The sequence below is a fragment of the Sphingomonas sp. UV9 genome, from assembly GCF_004101245.1.
GTDB lineage: Bacteria > Pseudomonadota > Alphaproteobacteria > Sphingomonadales > Sphingomonadaceae > Sphingomonas.
The window spans coordinates 223,671-241,764 of the sequence record NZ_SCIN01000002.1; the positions used below are offsets into that span (position 1 = coordinate 223,671).

Consider the following 18,094-nt stretch of genomic DNA (forward strand, 5'->3'; position numbering starts at 1 on the left):
CTCCTAGCCGAAGCCGAAGAGGCAGCGATCATGTGTGGCTTCGGCTGTCTGATCAGGCACGCGGTCTCGACAAGTGGATCGCCGCTAATTCGTCAGCCCCATCGTATCCGTTCAAAACAGACAACGAATTTACTTCGGAGATAATTCTGGATACTGATCAAGGATCGCGCTGGTGACGCCGTTGGTCCAGCCGAGATCGTCCTGGACCGGATACTCGCCACCGCCGCCCGGTGTGCGCTGTTCGACGTTATATTTCTCAAGCACCTTGTCCGTCTCGGCATAGGCCGCACCGACCGTGCCCAACCAGCGGTCGGCGATATCCCTCGCCAGCGCGGGCTCTCCGTTGGCCGCGAGCGGGGCGATCGCCACTAACTGCAGCGGTGCCCAGCCATTGGGTTCGTCCCATTGCAACCCGGTCCTGAGCGTGGCCGTCCGCAGACCGCCCGCGGCGACCAGCGACTTGCGGACCGTCATCGCCACCGACTTCGCCCGACCTCAACCAGATTGACGCTCGGATGGTGCTTGGCCCTCGACCGATCAAGCTTGATGAAGATGTCGGTGTCCGCGGTGCTGTGGAAGATCGTCGTCGGGACGGCTGGACCAGCAACGGGTTCGAAATAAAAGGCTTCGTTCGTCAACGCTCGGCCAAGTGTTGGGCTGTCATGCTAGGAGTGATCCTCGTGCTTAAGCTGCCTTCGCCATTTCGGCCCGCAGTGGTCGATATCCGCGAGGTTGTCGAACACCGGAGCGATCAGCGAGACGTGGCTTTGGACATGCCGGCTAGTGTGATGATATTCCCGATTGAAAGGCCGTAATCGCCTGCGGCATACAGAGAACGATGTGGCGGCAGTTCGTTCGGATCTTCTCGAATTGCCGTGATCGGACAACCAGCATGCTGGGCGTGCCTGAAGGTCGCAAGCGCTGGAGAAACCGTTCGTTTAACCTTTCGTGGCTAAGCGGTCGTCATGCCGACGTTCTCCTCCGCGCCTGCGACGGCAACATCCGGGCACCGCCACAATGTCCTGGCGGGCGCCGTCCGTGATTGTCGACGCCATCTGGTGTTTGCGGCGCTGTTCTCGGGGCTGGTGAACGTCCTGTACCTCGTGCCGTCGATCTTCATGTTGCAGGTGTACGACCGCGTGGTACCGACACGGGGCGGCGCCACGCTGCTGCTGCTGACGCTGATCCTCGTGCTGTCGCTGGTCGTGTTCGCGATCCTCGATGCGGTGCGGATGCGGTTGCTGTTGCGTGCCAGCATGCGGCTGGAGCGTCGGGCGGCGCCAGGCATATTGCTGCGGATTCTCGGCACCGACGGCGCGACGATCGGCCAGCGCAGTCAGGCGATGCGCGATTTCGATACGGTGCGCGGCACGCTCACCGGGCCGACGATCATCGCGCTGTTCGATGCACCCTGGGCACCGATCTACATCGGCATCGCGTTTCTGCTCCACCCCTGGATCGGCGTGCTGGCGCTGGTGAGCGCGCTGCTGCTCGGCGGGATCGCGATCCTCAGCGACCGGGTGACCGCGGGGGCCGCGCGCGACACGCATGCGCGTGCGGTGCTGGCGACGCGCGAACAGGACGTGTCGATCCACGGATCGGAGGTGGCGCGGGTGATGGGGATGCGCAACGCGCTGATCACCCGGCACCTGCTGGAGCGCGCCGAACTCGTCCGCCGCCAGTCCGCCCTCGCCGGTACAGCCGGCCAGTTCCTCGCGATCACCAAGTTCCTCCGCCTTTTGCTGCAATCGCTGGCGCTGGCGCTCGGCGCGTTGCTGGCGATCCGGCAGGATATCTCGGGCGGCGCGATCTTCGCCGCATCGTTGCTGCTCGGGCGTGCGCTCCAGCCGGTCGAGCAGATCCTAGGCGCGATGAAGCCGCTGGCCGCCGCGCGCAACGCCTACCGCGATCTCGACGCGTTCTGCGCGATGCCGGGGCCGGCGATCGATCCGACCATTCTACCGACGCCGGTCGGGCGGATCGACGTCCGCGGCGTCACCGTACGCGCGGAGGGGAGTGATCGGGCGCTTCTGTCGGATATCAGTTTCGCGGTCGAGCCCGGCGAGATCGTCGCGCTGGTCGGCCCGAGCGGGGCGGGCAAATCGACCTTGCTGCGGGTCTTGTCGGGGGCGCTGTCGCCGGATACCGGCGAGGTCCGGATCGACGGTGCGAGCCTGGCGGACTGGAACCGCGAACAGCTGGGTCGCCACGTCGGCTACATGCCGCAATCGCCTTCGCTGTTCCCGACGTCGGTCCACACCAATATCTCGCGATTCCAGTCGGTGCTGGCGGGCGAGAGCGAGCAGCTCGACGCCAGGGTGGTTGACGCGGCGCAGGCGGCGGGCGCGCATGAGGTGATCCTCGGCCTACCGCAGGGCTATGCCACGATGCTGAGCATGGCGGACGGATCGGGGCTCTCGGCCGGGCAGAACCAGTCCGTCGCGCTGGCGCGGGCGCTGTTCGGCACGCCGACGATCCTGTTCCTCGACGAACCCAACGCGCATCTCGACAGCGACGGCGAAGCGCGGCTCGTGACGACGCTGACCGCGTTGCGTGAGCGCGGTGCGACGGTGATCGTCTCGACGCATCGGACCGGGCTTTTGCAGGCGGTCGACAAGATCATGGTGCTGAAAAATGGCATGATCCAGCTATTCGACGAACGGGCGAACGTGGTGCGTCCCGCCAACGCCGCGCCCGCAGCGGCGCCCGCAGCGGCGCGTGCTGTCGCGCCCGTCGCTGCGGCCGGAGGCGCACGATGATCCCCGCCGAACTGGCCAGCCCGGTCCCGGCCGCCGGTGGCGCGAGCCTGGCGGATCGCCTCCGCCTCGACGACTCGCCGCGCCGTGCGATACTGGTCGGCGGACTGGTTGCGATCCTGTTCTTCATCGTCGGGCTCGGCTGGGCGGCGTTCGCGCGACTCGATGCGGCGGCAGCCGGCGACGGGCAGGTGGTCGTCGCCGGCAACCGCCAGACCGTCCAGCACCGCGAGGGCGGGATCATCGGGGCGATGACCGTGCGGGATGGTCAGCATGTCCGCGCAGGTGAAGTCCTGTTCCGGCTGGAAGGCGCGGAAGTCACCGCTGCCGAGCGCGCACTCGCCGCCAGCGTCATCGACCTCCAGGCGCAACGCGCGCGGCTCGAAGCGGACGTTCGCGGTGCCGCGATCGTCTGGCCGGCCGAGTTCGCCGCGGCACAGGGCGACGACCTTCGCCTCGTCGAGCGGGCGAAGTCGCTCCAGATCGCGCAACGTACGGCGCGGTCGGCTGCGCTCGCTGCCAATGGTGCCGTTCTTCGCCAGCAGGCGGCGACCGTCGCGCAGCAGACGACCGGTTTCAATGCACAGGCCCAGGCGACGGCCCGCCAGCGCGCATCGCTCCGCCAACAGCTTGAGAGCACGCGTACGCTTGCCGATGAGGGCTATGTCTCGCGCAACACGGTGCGCGCGATCGAACGCTCGATCCAGCAGCTCGAAGGGACCGACGCCGACTATGTCTCGCGCTCGGCGGCGGCCCGCGAGCAGATCGGCCAGACGCGCGCGGAGGGCGTCCAGACGCGCCGCAAATATGTCGAGGACAGTGCGACGCTGCTGCGCGACACGCAATTCCAGTTGAACGAGGTGATGCCCAAGTTCGCCGCTGCGCGCGAGCAGCTTGCGCGCACGGTCATCCGTGCCCCGGTGGCTGGCCGCGTGGTTGGCCTGCGCGTCTTCTCGGTGGGGGGCGTGATCCAGCCAGGCCAGGCGATCCTCGATATCGTCCCCGACGCCGCGCCTCTGGTGGTGCGCGCGAACTTCTCGCCGGGCGACATCGACGGCGTGTTCGCCGGCCGGGAGGCGGAGGTGAAGTTCCTGTCGCTGCACGAACGCGATCTGCCGATCCTGCTCGGCACGGTGCGCACCGTCTCCGCGGATTCACTCCGCGACGAACAGACCGGTAACAGTTATTTCAGCGCCGAGATCACCGTGCCGCGTGACCAGATCGCCAAGATCGAGGCGGTGCGCGGGCGCGATACCGGCATCCGCGCTGGCGTCCCGGTCACCGTTCTCGTCAAGCTGCGGTCGCGGACCGCACTCGACTATCTCCTCGATCCGTTGACCGAGGCATTTTCACGGTCGCTTCATGAACGCTGATATCCTTCGCCTTGCCGCCGCCATGCTGGTGCTGCCGGCTGCATCCGCGGTCGCCCAGACGGCACCGGAGGCACCGTCCGCCGCGTCCGAAACGCTGGGGCAGGCGATCGCCGATGCCTATCGCAGCAATCCCGCGCTGGAGGGACAGCGTGCGCAGCTTCGCGCGGTCGACGAGCAGATCGTTCAGGCGGGGGCCGCGTATCGGCTCACCGCGAACATCAACATGACGCTGCAATATCAGTCGCAGGACCAGCGCGGGCTGCTCGGGGACTTCGATACGGCGCGGGGGCGGACGGTCGGCGCGTCGCTGACCGCGTCTCAGATCCTGCTGAACGGTGGGCGGACCGCCGCGCAGGTATCGGCGGCCGAGGCCACCGTGCTGGCGGCGCGCGAACGGCTGCGCGAGGCGGAGAACGCGATCCTGCTCGAAGTCGTCGATGCGTTCGTCTCGGTCCGGCGCGATCAGGCTCTGGTGGCGATCCAGCAACGCTCGCTCGACTCCTATGGGCGGCAGGTGACCCAGGCGATCGCTCGCGAACGCGGCGGCGACCTGACCCGCACCGATATCGCGCAGGCGCAGGCGCAGCGCGAGATCATCCGTGCGCAACTGGCGCAGGCGACAGTCAATCTTCAGGCGAGCCGCGGGCGGTTCGCGACCGTGGTCGGGCGCAATCCGGGCACCTTGCTCGTACCGCCGACGCTGCCCGGCCTGCCGCGCTCGCTCGACGCGGCGTTCGCGGTGGTCGAAAAGGAAAGCCCGAGCCTGTGGCAGGCGATACTCGCGACCAAGGCAGGCGATGCGCGGATTGCCGCGCAACGTGCCGAACGTGCGCCGATCGTCGCGCTGTCGGGCAGCTATGGTTATGCCAGCCCCTATTCCTATCGCCTGCGCGATGCCGGTGCGCAGGCGACCGGCGGGGTTACGTTGACGATGCCGCTGCTGACCGGCGGCGTGATCGGATCGCGCGTCCGCGCCGCGGTCGCCGAACGCCAGCAGCTTGGGTTCGAGGTCGAGACGGCGCGGCGGGCGGCCCTCGCCAGCGCGCAGAACGCGTGGAACCAGGCGGTGGCCGGCGGGGAGCAGATGGCGGCGGGCCGCCTCGCGACCGAGGCTGCGGAGTCTGCGCTCACCGGCGTCCAGCGTGGCTTCGCCGAAGGGTTTCGCTCGAATTTCGAAGTGCTGGATTCGGAACAGCGGCTGCTGACCGCGCAACTGGTCTTCGTCAACGCGACCTACGGCGCCTATGCCGCGGAAGCGCGCCTGCTGGCTGCGCTCGGGCGCCTTCAGGCGGCGGCGATCGATCAGGCCGTGCCGACCTATGACCCGGCGCAGAACACACGGGTGGTCCGGGCAAAGACGTTCGGGCCGTTCGATCCGGTCTTGGCACCGATCGATCGCGCGCAGGTTCCGAGCGCGGTTGCCCGACCTGCGCCGCTGCTCGCGCAAGCCACCGATGCCCGGATCAAGCCAGCGCTCGTGCAGGTGTTGCCGGGACCGGTCGGCACCGCCCTGCCGATCGCAAACCTGCCGGTACTGGCCGGGCCGGTCGCGAGCGACCTGACGGATACGGTGGTGACGGGCGGGACCTGAACTGGCGGCCAGGTCGCTGCGCCAACGCACTTACCGCGCGATCAAAGACCCGTAGAGTTCGGCATAGGCCCCGATGATCGTGTCGTGATCATAGTCGCGTCGCACGCGCTCGCGCATGGTTTCACCCATGGCCAATCGCATCGCCGGATCGCCCGCGATCGCCAGGATCCCCGCCGCGGTCGCTGCCGGATTGACCAGCGGGGTGACGATGCCGCCATGACCCGAATCTGCGCCGCCCCGCCCTTCGATCATCTCGCGGCAACTGCCGACATCGGGCGCCACCACCGGGATTCCGCAGGCGCCGCCTTCCAGGATCACCAGCGGCTGCGCTTCCGACAGGCTGGTGAGCACGAGCAGGTCGATCTTCGCCATCCAATCCTCGATCCGCACGCGCCCGGCGAACCGGAAGACCGGCGACAATTCCAGATCCTCGACCAGCCGCGTGCATTCCGCGGCATATTCCGGGTCCTCGTCCTCGGGGCCGAGTACGACGAAGCGGATGTCGGGGCGTTCGGCGTGCGCGATTGCAGCGGCGCGGATGAACGTCTTCACGTCCTTGATCGGTACTACGCGGCCGAGCAGAGCGACCAGCGGATGGGCCGGATCGCGCTGGTCCGGAAGTGCGGCGAACCGCCGCGAATCAATCCCGTTGGGGATTACGCGGACACGACCGGCGGCGGCGCCCAGCCGGCGCTGGACCGCCGTATTGGCGCCGTACAGCGCCACGATCGGATCGCAGCTGTCGTAGCAGGCGGTGGCGTAACTGGTGAACGCGCGTACCCACAGATCGCGAAGGTCGCGGACGCTGCGTTCGAGTTCGAGCCCCGTGTCGACCTGATCGCCGATCCAGTCGGCCATCATGACCTCGATCTGGCGTTCGAGCAGGTAGATGCCGTGCTCGGTAATGACCGCCGGGCGCCCGGTCTGGCGGGCGGCACGGGCGGCGAGCAGCCCCGCAAATCCGGTCGAGATCGTGTGATAGGCCTTCGCACGGGGCAGGGGCGTGGTCAGCACCGCGAGCAACCCGCCCAGCAGAACGCGCATCGCCCAGAAATAATGGTGGAACGACGCCTTGGGCAGCATCGCCTGATAATGACGCCTGAGCCGCGCGAAGACCGCGGGATGCGACAGGATATCGCCGGGCGCGAGCGGCCGGGCGCTGCCGCCGATCACGTCGATCAGCGTCGCGAGCCGGTCGGCGCCGCCGGTCGCGACGAACGCGACCAGCGCGTCCGCGATCGGCGCCGCGATCCGATCGGCGATGGCGCGTGGAACGGCCGGCGCGGGTGCGAGACCGATCTCGACAACGGCGACGACATTGGGCGGCGGCATCAACTGGAAGGGGAGCAGCCCGGCGCCCGGCTTGATTGCCGCGATCACGAACCGGACGTCGGGAAGATGCGTGATCAGGTCCTGCAGCCAACCGGACACGCCGCCGATGACATACGGATAGGCGCCCTCGACGATCAGGCAGATGTCGGCGTCCGGCATGTCGAGCGACGTCGGCTGCAAGCGTTCGGCAAATGTCGACAGGGGACTCACGTCGTCGCTCCGGTCAGCCACCATGTCGCCAGCGTGGTCGCGCTGCTGTTTCCGTCGCCCGCGGGCGCATCGTCCCGGTCCGAAGAACCCTCGATCGCGATCGCCACGCGGTCGATCGCGTCATAGTCGCCCGCCGCCCACAAGGCCTCGATCATCAGTGTATCGCAGCTTGCCGAACGCGGGCCCGAATGCGAATTCTCTGCACCGGAAGACCGTGCGGCGACCATCGTCGCGAGCGCATCTTCGCGAAGGTGCAGGCGTTGGGAATCGGACAGCAGCACGTCCGAACGGGCATGATCCGCGAGCAGCGCCGACAAACTTGTAGCAGCTTCAAGATCGGCGCCATCGGCAACGCGCACCGCCAGCCTCGCCCGTGCCAGGACGAGGTTCTCCGCAACCCGGGCCGAGGCCGCCGCCGCTAGCGCGCGGATGGTCTGGTCGCTATCGGTCAGCGCCAGCGCGATCAGGGGCGACAGGGCCGGCTCGAACGACCGCACCACGGTTTCCAACGCACGCCGTCGCTCGGCAACCGCGCCGTGGCGCATGATCGTGACCAAGGAACTGAGCGTTTCGGGGGTCGCATGATGGACGCGTCCGTCTAGCATCCGTGCGACCGCGAGACGCGCGCCGCGCTGTGCGGAACCGCCTGCAACCGGGCCGAACATGTCGTCGTCGCTGCGCGGCCGAGTGATCCGAGACAAACGCCGGATGGCCAGTGCTACGGGGAGTGCTACGAGTAGCGCGACGAGCAGCCCGAGCGGCCCGAGCACGCCGAGCATCGCCGCGGCAAAGCCGGTGGCCGCACCGCTGCGAAGCCACACGCCGAACCCGCACGCGCTCACCACGGCATGCGCGGCGAGGCCCCAGCCGACCGCGCCTCCGGACATCCAGCATGTCGCCAGGATCATCACTTCGACAACCGCAAGCGCGATCAGGCGGAGGATCACGCGACCAGCCCGGCGGATCTGACCGATTGGCGGTTCGCATGCGGCAGATCGGCGAGCAGTGGCGCCAACCAGGCGGCGATCTCGGCGAGTTCGGCAGTACGGCTGGCGTTCAGCGCCTCGAAGGACAAGGTGTGGAGCACCAGGCACCCGACGATCTCACCGGTATTTTGGTCTGGCAACGCAATTGCGGCGACGCCAATGCCGTCGAGTACAGGACGATCGCTAGGCCTGGCGACATGCACAATGCGTTTTTGCCGTACGATCCGCGCCATGAGGGGCGCCGGCAGGACGTCGCGCCGTCCGGTGGTCACCGGCCCGCGGAGCCAGGCACGCGCCTCGCCGCCGGTAACCCTGTAACAGGTGAAGTCGGCAGTGCGCGCGGCGAGGGCGACCAGTTCGCCGATCGCGCTGCGCCGCACGGCAGGGTCCGGCGAACTGAGACGCGTCGCCGTCTCGATCGCATGGCCGACGGTATTTGCTTCGGTTGCGATCTGGACCTGTAACAGGCGGTTCGTCTTCGATAGCGTCGCGAACGCTTCGGTCAGCCGCGCCAGGTTGCGCGTCGCGACGCGGCCGCGCTTGGCCAGCCGATCGTGCCGCCCGGTCCGCATGATCGTCACTTCGCCGATGATGCCCGCTACGACGAACCACATCAGCGGCTGGAGCGAGAGGTGGAACAAATGGTCCAGATAGTCGCGTTCGCCCGGGTCGTCGTGGACGTGTGCGAGCCACAACGCCGATGCGATGGCGGCGGCGACGACGCCGGGGCCAGTGCCATAGGCGAGCGCCATCGTCAGGATCGGTAGCCAATAGGGGTTGGGCTGGACACCTGCGAACCCGGTTCCGTCCGTCAGCCACCAGTCGAGCGCGATCAATGCGGCAAAGGCAATCGCCATCTCCGCGGCGACACGGGCGGGACGGCGCCACCGCATCCGCCACGGTGGCGCGTGTTTGTCGTCCGTCACTGCGTTTCCCCAAGGCTGCGTGTCAGCAGCGCGCGTGCGTAGAGTTGGCGGCCCGAAAAGCCGGGCCGTGCGATCGATGTGATGCCTCCGCTGCCCTCGACCCGCCAGGCCACCGCGATCGGTGCGGCTATGCCAAGGCTGGCGGTGGGGCCGTCGCCGCCGAACCGGTCGATGGTCCACCCGGCCAGTGCGGTCATCTGCACCGCGCCGACCGCGCCGCTGACGAGGCCCTGGACAGTATGGTTCTCGCGCGTGGCCAGCGGAATGATCGCGAGACTGTTCGCGCCGAGTTGCATCCGCCGCACATATTCCGCCTCGAACCGATAGGTCAGGCCGAGAGCGGGAAACTGGCGTCTGACGAGATAATCGACCCCGCCGCTCGCGACGATGGTGTCGCTCGCGCCGTTACCGCCGGCGAGCCCGTAGCGGTTCGCGCCGATGTCTGCCTGCGCGACGAGGCCCGGCGTGAGGCGATAAGTCACCCCGAGCAACGCGCGGGACAAATACCCGCCCGCCAGCACCTGCGCCGGTGTCGAGTAATCGGGCATGTGGCGGGTCACCGTCACGCGAACCTGCGCATCGGCGGATCCCGCAACAGCCTTGGCACCGCCGCCGGTAACGCCGTCATCGAGCGCCGCGGACGCGAGCAGTTGCACGCGGACAGCGCCGTCGAACGCCGCTGCCATCGAGGCGTCGACGACCGTGTCTCCCGTTCGTACGGTCTGCGCGCCCGTGCCGACCCTGCTGACGACCTGGCGCAGGCCGCCACCGGCGACGACGGTCTCGCCGATCGCCGCGTCGATCCGTGCGGCGAACTCCGCCTGCGACAGGTCGTTGCCGTCGCGCGCGGTCACGCCGATGCTCGCCGTCCCCGGCGCGGCGGCGATCGCGCGCCGGGCTGTCAGGTCGTCGGCCGCGAGCGCACGGTAATCGCGTGCCGCGCCGCGAACGTCGCCGTCGGCGAGCCGTGTATCGGCGCGTATGCGCGCAACGCGCCGGTCGGTCGGATAGCGTTTCGCCAATTTCGTTGCGGCGCGTCGTGCGGGCCCCGGATACCCGGCCGCGGCGTCCGCCTCGATCGCGATCAACGCGGCATCGGATGCGCTGTCGTCGACGCTTTCGGGGAGCACCTCGTTCGAAGCTAGCGGTGAAAACGCGAGCGCGACCACCGAACCGGCCTGCCGCCACGTCATCGTCCAGCCGGTGGCGGGACGCAGGACGAGGCTGTCGTCGTTCCACCGCAGATCGCCGATCGCATCGCCCGCCGCAGCACGGAACGCCGCGATCCGGTCCGGCGTCACCGGCTGGTCGAACCGCGCGACCAGTTCTCCGTCGCGCTCGTCGACCTGGACGATGGCATCGTCGGGCCAGGCGAGCACGGACTCGGGCACCACGACCCGACTGTCCGCGAAGACGGTGCGGGGAACGGCCAGTGCCGGCACGTCGGTCAGGCAGAAGAGCAGTGCGATCATTGCGCCAACACCGTTCGCGCACGCCCGGCCTGTCCCTGCGCGATCAGCAAGCGCGCGTGCAGCGCGGCCAGCGATTGGTCTCGCGGCGTTTCGGCCCGCAGTCTCTCGACCAGTGCGACCGCTTCGGCCCGGCGACCGAGCTTTTCCAGTATTTCTGCGCGAGCCTTGCTGTCATCAGGAGCCTGGGCAAGCGCACGGGTCAGCCAGGGGCGTGCGGCACGCTCGCCCCCGATCCGGGCCTGCACGTCGGCCATCTGCCGCAGCGCCGGCAGATCGGTTGGCGTCGTTTCCAGATACGCGTCCAGCCACGTGGCAGCGCCTTTCGCATCGCCGGCATTCCACGCCGTCCAGGCCAGGTCGAGCTGGTCACGTGGCGCAGCGACCCCGGACGCGACGCGGCGTTTCGCGATCGCAGCCGCTTGTGCCGGTTCGATCCTGGCGGGGGCTGCAGCGGCCAGCGCTCCGAGCTGAGCCGGATCGAGCGGTCGACCGTCCAGCAACGACGTCAGCATGGCGCGACCGGCGGCATCATTGCCAGCCGTGCGGGCCAGCGACAGCCGCATCAACATCACGTTGGTCTGGCTCGCGAGCGGATGCCGCGACAGGAACGCCAGCGCCTCGGCCGGTCGGTCCCGCTCGGCATAGCGCGCCAGCCAAGTACGTTGCTGGGCCGGATCGCCCTGTAGGCTCTGCTGTTTCAGCCAGGCGAGATCGTCGGATCCCGGCCGCGGCCCCATCAGGTACAGCAGGCGCTGTGCCGCCGGGGTGGCCGTTGGCTGCCCGGTGGCCGCACGGCGCAGCACGGCCATTGCATCGGCACGGTAGCCCGAGGCGAGCAGGCGTTCCGCCTCCCGCTCGGGTTGCGCGCCCGGAGCCGCGGCACGTGCCAGCAGTTCGCTGCGCAGGCCGGCCCGGTCGCCTGCCTCGGTCAGGATCGCCTCGCGCGCTGCGGGACGCTGCTCGACAGGGAGATAGTCCGCCGCCCTCAAGCCTGCAGCGGTATCCTTCGCGCGCGCCGCGACACGGATCGCCAGCCATGGATCCGCCGCACGCCAGTTTGCCGTCGTCGCCTTGTCGAGCAGCGCGATCAGGTCATTGCGGCCAGCCTTGTCGGCGCGCCGGGCCAGATCGAGCGACAGCGCGCCATCGGGCGGCGGAATGGTGTGGTTCGCGGCCGCCAGAATGACGAGGTCGGGCCGGTCGATCGCATAGGCCGCCGCAACGAGATCCGCAGCCGGAACCGGCCCACGTCTCCGCGCCTCCTGCGCGACGAGCGCAGCCGCATCCGCGGTCCGCCCGGTCTGGCGGAGAAGATCGACGCGCAACCGCCATGTCGCTGCGGTTGTACCGTCGGGCCGCGCGGCAAGATAAGCGAGCGCCACCGCCGGCCGCTTTGCCGCGACCAGGTCATAGGCGACCTGCAGCGTCGATACCGAGCGACCTTCGGCGATGAGCTGCGTGGTCAAGCCGGCAAGCGTTGCCGCGTCGGCGGTCGGGATCTGCGCTGCGATCGTAGAATGCACGGGCGGCAGTACTGGTGCCGATACCGGCGCGGCAGGCATTGAACTGCTGGTCGCCGGCACAGGCTGCGCGCGGCGCTCGGCGTGAAGGATCTCGCGGTCGTTCGGCAACAGTGTCAGCCCGCCCGCGAGCAGGCCGAGCCCGGCCAGTGCGGGCAGGACGATCGCGAGCCGTCCGCGTCGGCGGTCAATCCTCACCCGGCTGGCTCCGGCATCAGTCGGTCGAGCGCGAGCGTCGCGACATAGGGGCGGAACCCCGCCGCCCGTTCGCGGGCATATAGCGCTGCGACCTGCTTCGTATCGGCCGGATCCCAGTAATCGAGCGTCGTCAGCGTCAGCGTCGGGTTCCGAGCCTGAGCCGCGCGCAGGCGACCGGCTTGCCACGCCCAATCCGAATCGCTGAGCAATTCATAGCGTTTGGCGGTAAAATTCCAGCGCGATGCCATCGCTTCGCCGAGCAGGTAATCGATCTTCGGCGCGACGTCGGGCAGAAGCGCATAGCCTCGATTGAGCATGATGCGGATCTTGGGAAAGCGCGTCCGCACGGCGGCGATCAGCGACACGCCTGCCGCTACCATGCCCGCGTTGGCCACCGGATCCTGCCGTTCCATTGCTTCGGCGTTATCCATCGTATCGATGAAGATTCCGTCATAGCCGAGCGCCAGGATCGCGGGCACGAGCCGGTCGAGCACGGCGGCGCGCCACGCCGGGTGACGCAGGTCGGCAAGTCGAGCGTCGGGCCAGTTGGGGTTGGCGGCCCTCAACGCGCCCGCCTTTTCGAGCCCGGCGAAATACGGCCGGCTGCGTTCGACTTCGCCAAAGCTGACATAGCCGAGCAGAATGCTGCCGGGGCCCCGGAGCGGTGCGATCGGGCGGGCGTGATGCGGCTCCAGTACAAGCAGGGCGCAGGCCCTCGCCAGTACGGGATCGGTCGTTGCGCCGTAATCGATGCCCCAGCGTAACGCAGTGTTCGCGGGCGGCTTGGCGGTGGCCTCCGACCGCGATCGAAAGCCGAGTGTGAAGGCGGTTGCGCCCAGCGCGAGCGCCCGCCGCAGGATCTTTCGGCGCGCCATAATCCCGAATCCTGTCACAGCAAACGCCCTCCATGCCCCACGACCGAGGGATTGTTGCCGACGAACAGCAGGTAAGTGAGGTTGACCGTGGCTTCAGCGACCAGCGCCATGCCGACCGACGCACCGACCACCGCGCCTGCCATATATCCCCAGCCGAACGCGGCAAACCCTGCGTCCCATTGCAGCAGCGTCGCTGCACCACTGCCGATCGCGAAGGCGGTCCAGGTCAGCAGGATCCGTCCGAACAGGTCATAATAAGCGAGCACCACCGTCGTCGCGATCACCACGAGGTGGAAGACGGTGCCAAGCGAGGTCTGGCGGAACGCAAAGATCGCCCGCGCGTCCGCCCCGATGAACTCGAACAGCGGCACCGCGAACACCCAGGCGAGTGCCGCGAAGAGCGCCTGCACCAGCAGCATGATGCGTAGCCCATCGAACATCGTCCGCGCGAGTTCGCTACGCGCTTCCTCGATCCGTTGCAGCGTCGACGTGCCGGTACACCGGACGATCATGTCGCCGAACGCACGATCGAACCGAGTCTCGGTGACGATCAGCAACAGCGTCAGGCCCGGCACGATCGTCAGCAGTCCGAGAAAGCTGCCCTGGTCGTTGATCGGATTGAGCCGCAACAGGCCGATCGCCTGGATGCTGTCGGGCCCGGTCCACAACAGCCATTTGTCGATCCAGATCGCGGCAACCCCGGCGACGCCCGCTGCTGCGACGATCCACGCAAGTCGCGGCGCCATCGCGTCGTGCGCCGGCAAGACGGGCGGGGCGGAGAAGTGCCGGCGGATCACGATCATGATCGCGGCCAGCGTCAGTCCGATGCCGCCGGCGATGACCGCGAGCACGGTGACGACGTCGGGCTTCGGCAAGAGAGACAATGTCAGGGCCGAAAAGCCGATGCCGAGCAGATAGGCGAGGGGGATCGCGCGGTAGCGGCGCAGCGCGGTGAGCAAGGGCGCGGCGATCCAGACCTGTGTCAGCCATGCGAGGATCAGCGTCGCAATCGCGGCTTCACCAAGCGGAAGCCCGGCAAGGGTTCCGAACACGATTGCGCCGGTGGCCAGTGCGAGCACCCCGCCCGCGGCGATTCCTACCAGCATGATCCCCGACACACCGCCCGCGTCGCGTGCGAAGATCCGATCCGCCACCATCCGCGTCGACAGAATGCCCACCGGAGCGGCGGCCAACGCGGACAGGCTGAACGCATAGACCAGGATCGTCTGGACGGTCTGCGCGCCGCGCGCACCCAGATGCGCGCCCGACCAGCGGCTGAGCATCGCCATCGCGACCGCCGTAATCAGCCACGGCCCGGCGCTGATCACCGCACCGAACGCGGCGGCGCCGGCGATTCCACCGACGCCGCCCTCGCGCGCGGTTCTCGCCAATTGAAAGCCTATGCCTGCCATAACACCGCCGGCCTATGCCGTGGTTTACATGAAGAAATCGTTCGCAGTCAGCACATGATGGCCGGTCAGCGCGATCGAGAAGTCAGCGGCCGAACCGCTGTCGGTATTGCCTTCGACGATCGTGAATTCCTTGCCGCCAATCATCTGGTAGCTGTAGCGAAGCTGGCCCGGCGCGGTGAACTTTCCGGTCGTGCCGATGAAGCTGAACGCCTGATCGCCGCGCGCGAACAGCGACGTGTTGGCGTCGATCATCGACAGGTCGATCTTGTCCTGCCCGACGGTGAAGTCGGTAATGGCGTCGCGCGACGACGATGCCAGGCTGTCGCCCTTGACCTCGATGCGGAAGATGTCCGCGCCTGCGCCGCCGGTCATCGTGTCCATATCGTCGCCGCCGATCAGGATGTCGTTGCCGTCGCCGCCATTGAGCACGTCCTTGCCGTCGCCACCGATCAACGTGTCGGTACCCGCCCCGCCGTTGAGCGTGTCGTTGCCCATGCCACCGACCAAGCGATCGTTGCCGCCAAGCCCGTTGAGCACGTCGTTGCCCCAGCTGCCGTCGAGCATGTCCTGCTCGCTGGTGCCGTTGATCGTATCGGCGAAGATCGTGCCGGTCTTGGCGATGCCGACCACGTCCGTCACGCCGATCGTGAGCGTCTGCGTATCGATCGCGCCGCGTGCGTCGGTCGCCACCACGGTCACGCCGTAGATATTGTCGCGGTTGGCGTCGGTCGGCGCCTCGTAATCGGGTGCGGTCACGAACTTCAGCACGCCCGTCGTCGCGTCGATCGAGAAATTGGCGCCATCACCGCCTGCGCCGATCGAATATGTGATCGAATCGCCCCAGACGATGTTGGCGTCGGTGGCGGTGATCGTCGTCAGTGCCGTGCCGTTCTCGGCAATCGACAGCGACCCCGTCGTGCCGCCACCGAACGACGTCAGCACCGGGTCGACATTGGCCTGGTGACCGATCTTGACGTCGTGAACGCCGATCGCGCCGAGGTCGATCGTCAGGATCTCGCCGATCTGGCTGGCGATCGTACCGCCGCTCAGCGTCGTCCAGTCGGTGCCGGGCGCCTTCAGGTCGACTGTGACCTTGCCTTCGCCCTCGACCGTGAACGCCAGGTCGCGGCCGTCGCCGCTCAGCGTCGTCAGCGTCGCGCGCATCGGCAGCGCGGTGATGTGAGTCACGTCGTCGGCGACGGCGCCCATCGTGATCGCATAGGTGCCGCCCGCCTTGGGCAGGAACACCGTGTCGGCGTCATAGGCATACCAGTTCGCGACACTCTTGATCACTTGACCGCCGCTCTGACCATCGACGTCGAGCGAGAAGCTGCCGGTGGTCGCGCCGACCGTCGCGGTGATCGTGTTGCCGACCACGGTCGAGGTGATCGTCGCATTCTGGAACGCGCTGACCCGGCCCGCCAGATCGGCGAGCGTCACGAACTCGACGCCGGCGGCGGCGGCCTGCGCGACGAAGGTGGTAAACATCTGCTTGGTGTAGAGGCTGGTGAGGCCGTCGGCGGCCCACATCGTCGGGCCGTAATCATGCCACGGCCACACGATGACGGGCGCATCGGCGTTGGCGGTCAGCGCGCCGAGCTCCTGCGCCCAGATCGCGCTGGCCTCGGCAACGGTCTTTTTCTGGAACTCGATCAGCGAGAAGTCGAACGACGTGTTGGGCGCGATATACACCTTGTCGTCGGCGGCGTTCTGCGGCGTCATATAGCCGACCGCGTTGGGATAGCCGGCGCCGACGCCCGAATAGCCGCCACTGAGATACGTCACGTATTTCAGGATTTCCTGGCTCGTCGCGATCTGCTCGGGCGCGCCGGGCACTGCCGCGCCACCGACCGTCACGGTCTTACCGAGATACGCGCTCAGCTGCTGTTCCAGCTCGGCGCGCGACTGGCCGAACTCGAACGCGATCTGCGCGTCGGTCAGCAGGTTGGTGTCTACCGGATGCGTATAGCTGTGCGTGCCGATCTCGTTGCCCGCGTCGAGCAGCGCCTTGTAGACCGGCAGCGAGACTGCCCAGTCGGTCGCCTGGCCGTTGGCCGCGTCGTTGCCGATATTGACGTAATAGCTGCCGACGAAATTATACGCGGTCTTCCACTCGGTCAGGATCGGCAACAGCTTGTCGTAGATCCCGGGCGCGGTGCCGGCAGGATTGACCTCGTTGGTCTGCTGGCTCTGGTCCATGTCGACGCGCGAGGCGAACAACCCGGCCTGGCGGGTCATCTGCAGCCCGACCGACAGGCCGTCGCCATGAACCGAATAGTCGATCGCCTTCTGCAGCAGATTGTCGTCAGCCATCACGGCTTCGCTCGAGAACAGCACGTTGCGCCCCCCCGTCTGCGTCGCGAGCGCGGCGGCATAGGTCTGGCCGTTCACCGTCTCGGTGGCGATCGTCGTGCCGGTCCCGCTGACGCTGGCGAACGCGTTCCAGCCGACGCCGGTGTATTGGCGGATGACCTGGCCATCGCCATAGCCGTCGAGCACGAGGTGCGATGCATCGCTCGCCTTCACCGTCACGTCAGCGGGGAAGCCACCGGTCACGCGCGTCGCATCGAACAACAGCTTCATCCGCGAATACGAATCGCCCGCCAGCGCGGTATTGTCCGCACCGTTGGTCATGAACTCGCCCGCCGCGACCAGCCCGATGCCGAACTGCTTGGTCGCCTGTTCCAGCGTCTGTGCGATCAGGTCGGCCTTGCTCGCCTCGACGTTGCGGAACGACGGGAAGACGATCGTGTCGTACTTCGCGAGCGTCGCCAGGTTGGTCAGGTCGCCCTCGGTCAGGATGTCGAACGGCACGCCCGCCTGCATCGCCTGCGACTGTGCTGCCATGAACAGCTGCGAATAGGCGGTCTTGCTGAAATAGGCGTTGGCGGTCGAATCGGACCAGACGATCGCGATCCGGTGCGACGGATCGGCGACGATGCCGGTGTCGTTGAAGACGGTGAAGGCGGGGTTCGAATAATTGCCGGGCAGGAACGCGGTGTCGTTGACGTCGTAGATCGTGTCGATCGCCTGCGGATTGCCGATCGCCGCCTTGGGCACCTTGAACTCGACGGTGGTGCGATCCGCCGACCACGCCGCCTGCAGGCCGCTGGCCACGAGGGTCTGCCCCGCCGCACCGCTGTACAGCGAGACGGTGCCGTCTGCGGCGAAGTTGACGTTGTATTCGGCGCCTCCCGCAAACCCGAACACCTGGTATCCGGTGGTCGCGTTGCGATCGGTGTTGAGCCACGCGGTGGTGTTCGCGCCGATCGTGGTCGGGGCCGTCATCGCGAACGCGACATCGCCGCCGTCACTGCGGGCGTAGATCGCGTAGCCGGTGCCCAGACCGCGATCGATCCGATCAGCGGCGGTCCAGTCATTCAGGTTGCCATCTAGAATCACTGGTGTCGCGTTCGCCATCATTCATCCCCGTTTCAGCCACG

The 18,094-nt window shown here is 67.8% G+C and carries 12 protein-coding genes; 3 read left to right on the forward strand and 9 right to left on the reverse strand.

Annotation, left to right across the window (positions count from 1 at the left end; all coding sequences use genetic code 11):
• Positions 1-129: 129 nt before the first annotated feature.
• Positions 130-474, reverse strand: coding sequence for a trehalase family glycosidase (locus EQZ23_RS07400; protein WP_128454672.1), 345 nt, complete (start codon positions 472-474; stop codon positions 130-132).
• Between the two features lie 491 nt (positions 475-965).
• Between EQZ23_RS07400 and EQZ23_RS07405 the strand changes: the two genes are divergently transcribed.
• Genes EQZ23_RS07405 through EQZ23_RS07415 form a run of 3 tightly spaced genes read left to right on the forward strand, consistent with a single transcriptional unit; the run spans position 966 to position 5,720 of the window.
• Entirely contained in the window at positions 966-2,759 is a 1,794-nt protein-coding gene (locus tag EQZ23_RS07405) for a type I secretion system permease/ATPase (RefSeq protein WP_128453833.1), read from the forward strand.
• Positions 2,756-4,129 carry an HlyD family type I secretion periplasmic adaptor subunit gene (locus EQZ23_RS07410; RefSeq protein WP_128453834.1) on the forward strand — a complete coding sequence of 458 codons (1,374 nt, stop codon included), beginning with the start codon at positions 2,756-2,758 and terminating at the stop codon, positions 4,127-4,129. The genes EQZ23_RS07405 and EQZ23_RS07410 overlap by 4 nt, the downstream gene beginning before the upstream one ends.
• Complete coding sequence (locus EQZ23_RS07415) at positions 4,119-5,720, forward strand: TolC family protein (RefSeq protein ID WP_128453835.1); 1,602 nt, start codon at positions 4,119-4,121, stop codon at positions 5,718-5,720. The genes EQZ23_RS07410 and EQZ23_RS07415 overlap by 11 nt, the downstream gene beginning before the upstream one ends.
• Before the next feature lie 30 nt (positions 5,721-5,750).
• Here the strand turns inward: EQZ23_RS07415 and pelF are convergent, their stop codons facing one another.
• Genes pelF through EQZ23_RS07455 form a run of 8 tightly spaced genes read right to left on the reverse strand, consistent with a single transcriptional unit; the run spans position 5,751 to position 18,053 of the window.
• Positions 5,751-7,262 (reverse strand): GT4 family glycosyltransferase PelF, encoded by a 1,512-nt coding sequence (pelF, locus tag EQZ23_RS07420; protein WP_240663404.1) that lies wholly within the window; start codon positions 7,260-7,262, stop codon positions 5,751-5,753.
• Positions 7,259-8,209, reverse strand: coding sequence for a hypothetical protein (locus EQZ23_RS07425; protein ID WP_128453836.1), 951 nt, complete (start codon positions 8,207-8,209; stop codon positions 7,259-7,261). Before EQZ23_RS07425 ends, pelF begins: the two co-directional genes overlap by 4 nt.
• Entirely contained in the window at positions 8,206-9,174 is a 969-nt protein-coding gene (locus tag EQZ23_RS07430) for a hypothetical protein (RefSeq protein ID WP_128453837.1), read from the reverse strand. Before EQZ23_RS07430 ends, EQZ23_RS07425 begins: the two co-directional genes overlap by 4 nt.
• Positions 9,171-10,646: a hypothetical protein gene (locus EQZ23_RS07435; protein WP_128453838.1), complete on the reverse strand. Its 1,476-nt coding sequence runs from the start codon at positions 10,644-10,646 to the stop codon at positions 9,171-9,173. The genes EQZ23_RS07430 and EQZ23_RS07435 overlap by 4 nt, the downstream gene beginning before the upstream one ends.
• Positions 10,643-12,364, reverse strand: coding sequence for a tetratricopeptide repeat protein (locus EQZ23_RS07440; protein WP_128453839.1), 1,722 nt, complete (start codon positions 12,362-12,364; stop codon positions 10,643-10,645). Before EQZ23_RS07440 ends, EQZ23_RS07435 begins: the two co-directional genes overlap by 4 nt.
• Positions 12,361-13,239, reverse strand: a complete 879-nt coding sequence (locus EQZ23_RS07445) for an endo alpha-1,4 polygalactosaminidase (protein ID WP_128453840.1) — start codon at positions 13,237-13,239, stop codon at positions 12,361-12,363. The genes EQZ23_RS07440 and EQZ23_RS07445 overlap by 4 nt, the downstream gene beginning before the upstream one ends.
• A 14-nt stretch (positions 13,240-13,253) precedes the next feature.
• Positions 13,254-14,651 (reverse strand): exopolysaccharide Pel transporter PelG, encoded by a 1,398-nt coding sequence (gene pelG, locus EQZ23_RS07450; RefSeq protein ID WP_128453841.1) that lies wholly within the window; start codon positions 14,649-14,651, stop codon positions 13,254-13,256.
• A 24-nt stretch (positions 14,652-14,675) separates the two neighbouring features.
• A complete protein-coding gene (locus EQZ23_RS07455; RefSeq protein ID WP_240663405.1) occupies positions 14,676-18,053 on the reverse strand; it encodes a cadherin domain-containing protein in 3,378 nt (1,125 codons plus the stop codon).
• Positions 18,054-18,094 lie beyond the last annotated feature (41 nt).

Coding starts and splice junctions, on each gene's coding strand:
- EQZ23_RS07400 (WP_128454672.1), bottom strand. CDS start 474: ATGACGGTCCGCAAGTCGCTGGTCGCCGCGGGCGGTCTGCGGACGGCC.
- EQZ23_RS07445 (WP_128453840.1), bottom strand. CDS start 13,239: ATGGCGCGCCGAAAGATCCTGCGGCGGGCGCTCGCGCTGGGCGCAACC.
- EQZ23_RS07415 (WP_128453835.1), top strand. CDS start 4,119: ATGAACGCTGATATCCTTCGCCTTGCCGCCGCCATGCTGGTGCTGCCG.
- pelG (WP_128453841.1), bottom strand. CDS start 14,651: ATGGCAGGCATAGGCTTTCAATTGGCGAGAACCGCGCGCGAGGGCGGC.
- EQZ23_RS07405 (WP_128453833.1), top strand. CDS start 966: ATGCCGACGTTCTCCTCCGCGCCTGCGACGGCAACATCCGGGCACCGC.
- EQZ23_RS07410 (WP_128453834.1), top strand. CDS start 2,756: ATGATCCCCGCCGAACTGGCCAGCCCGGTCCCGGCCGCCGGTGGCGCG.
- EQZ23_RS07435 (WP_128453838.1), bottom strand. CDS start 10,646: ATGATCGCACTGCTCTTCTGCCTGACCGACGTGCCGGCACTGGCCGTT.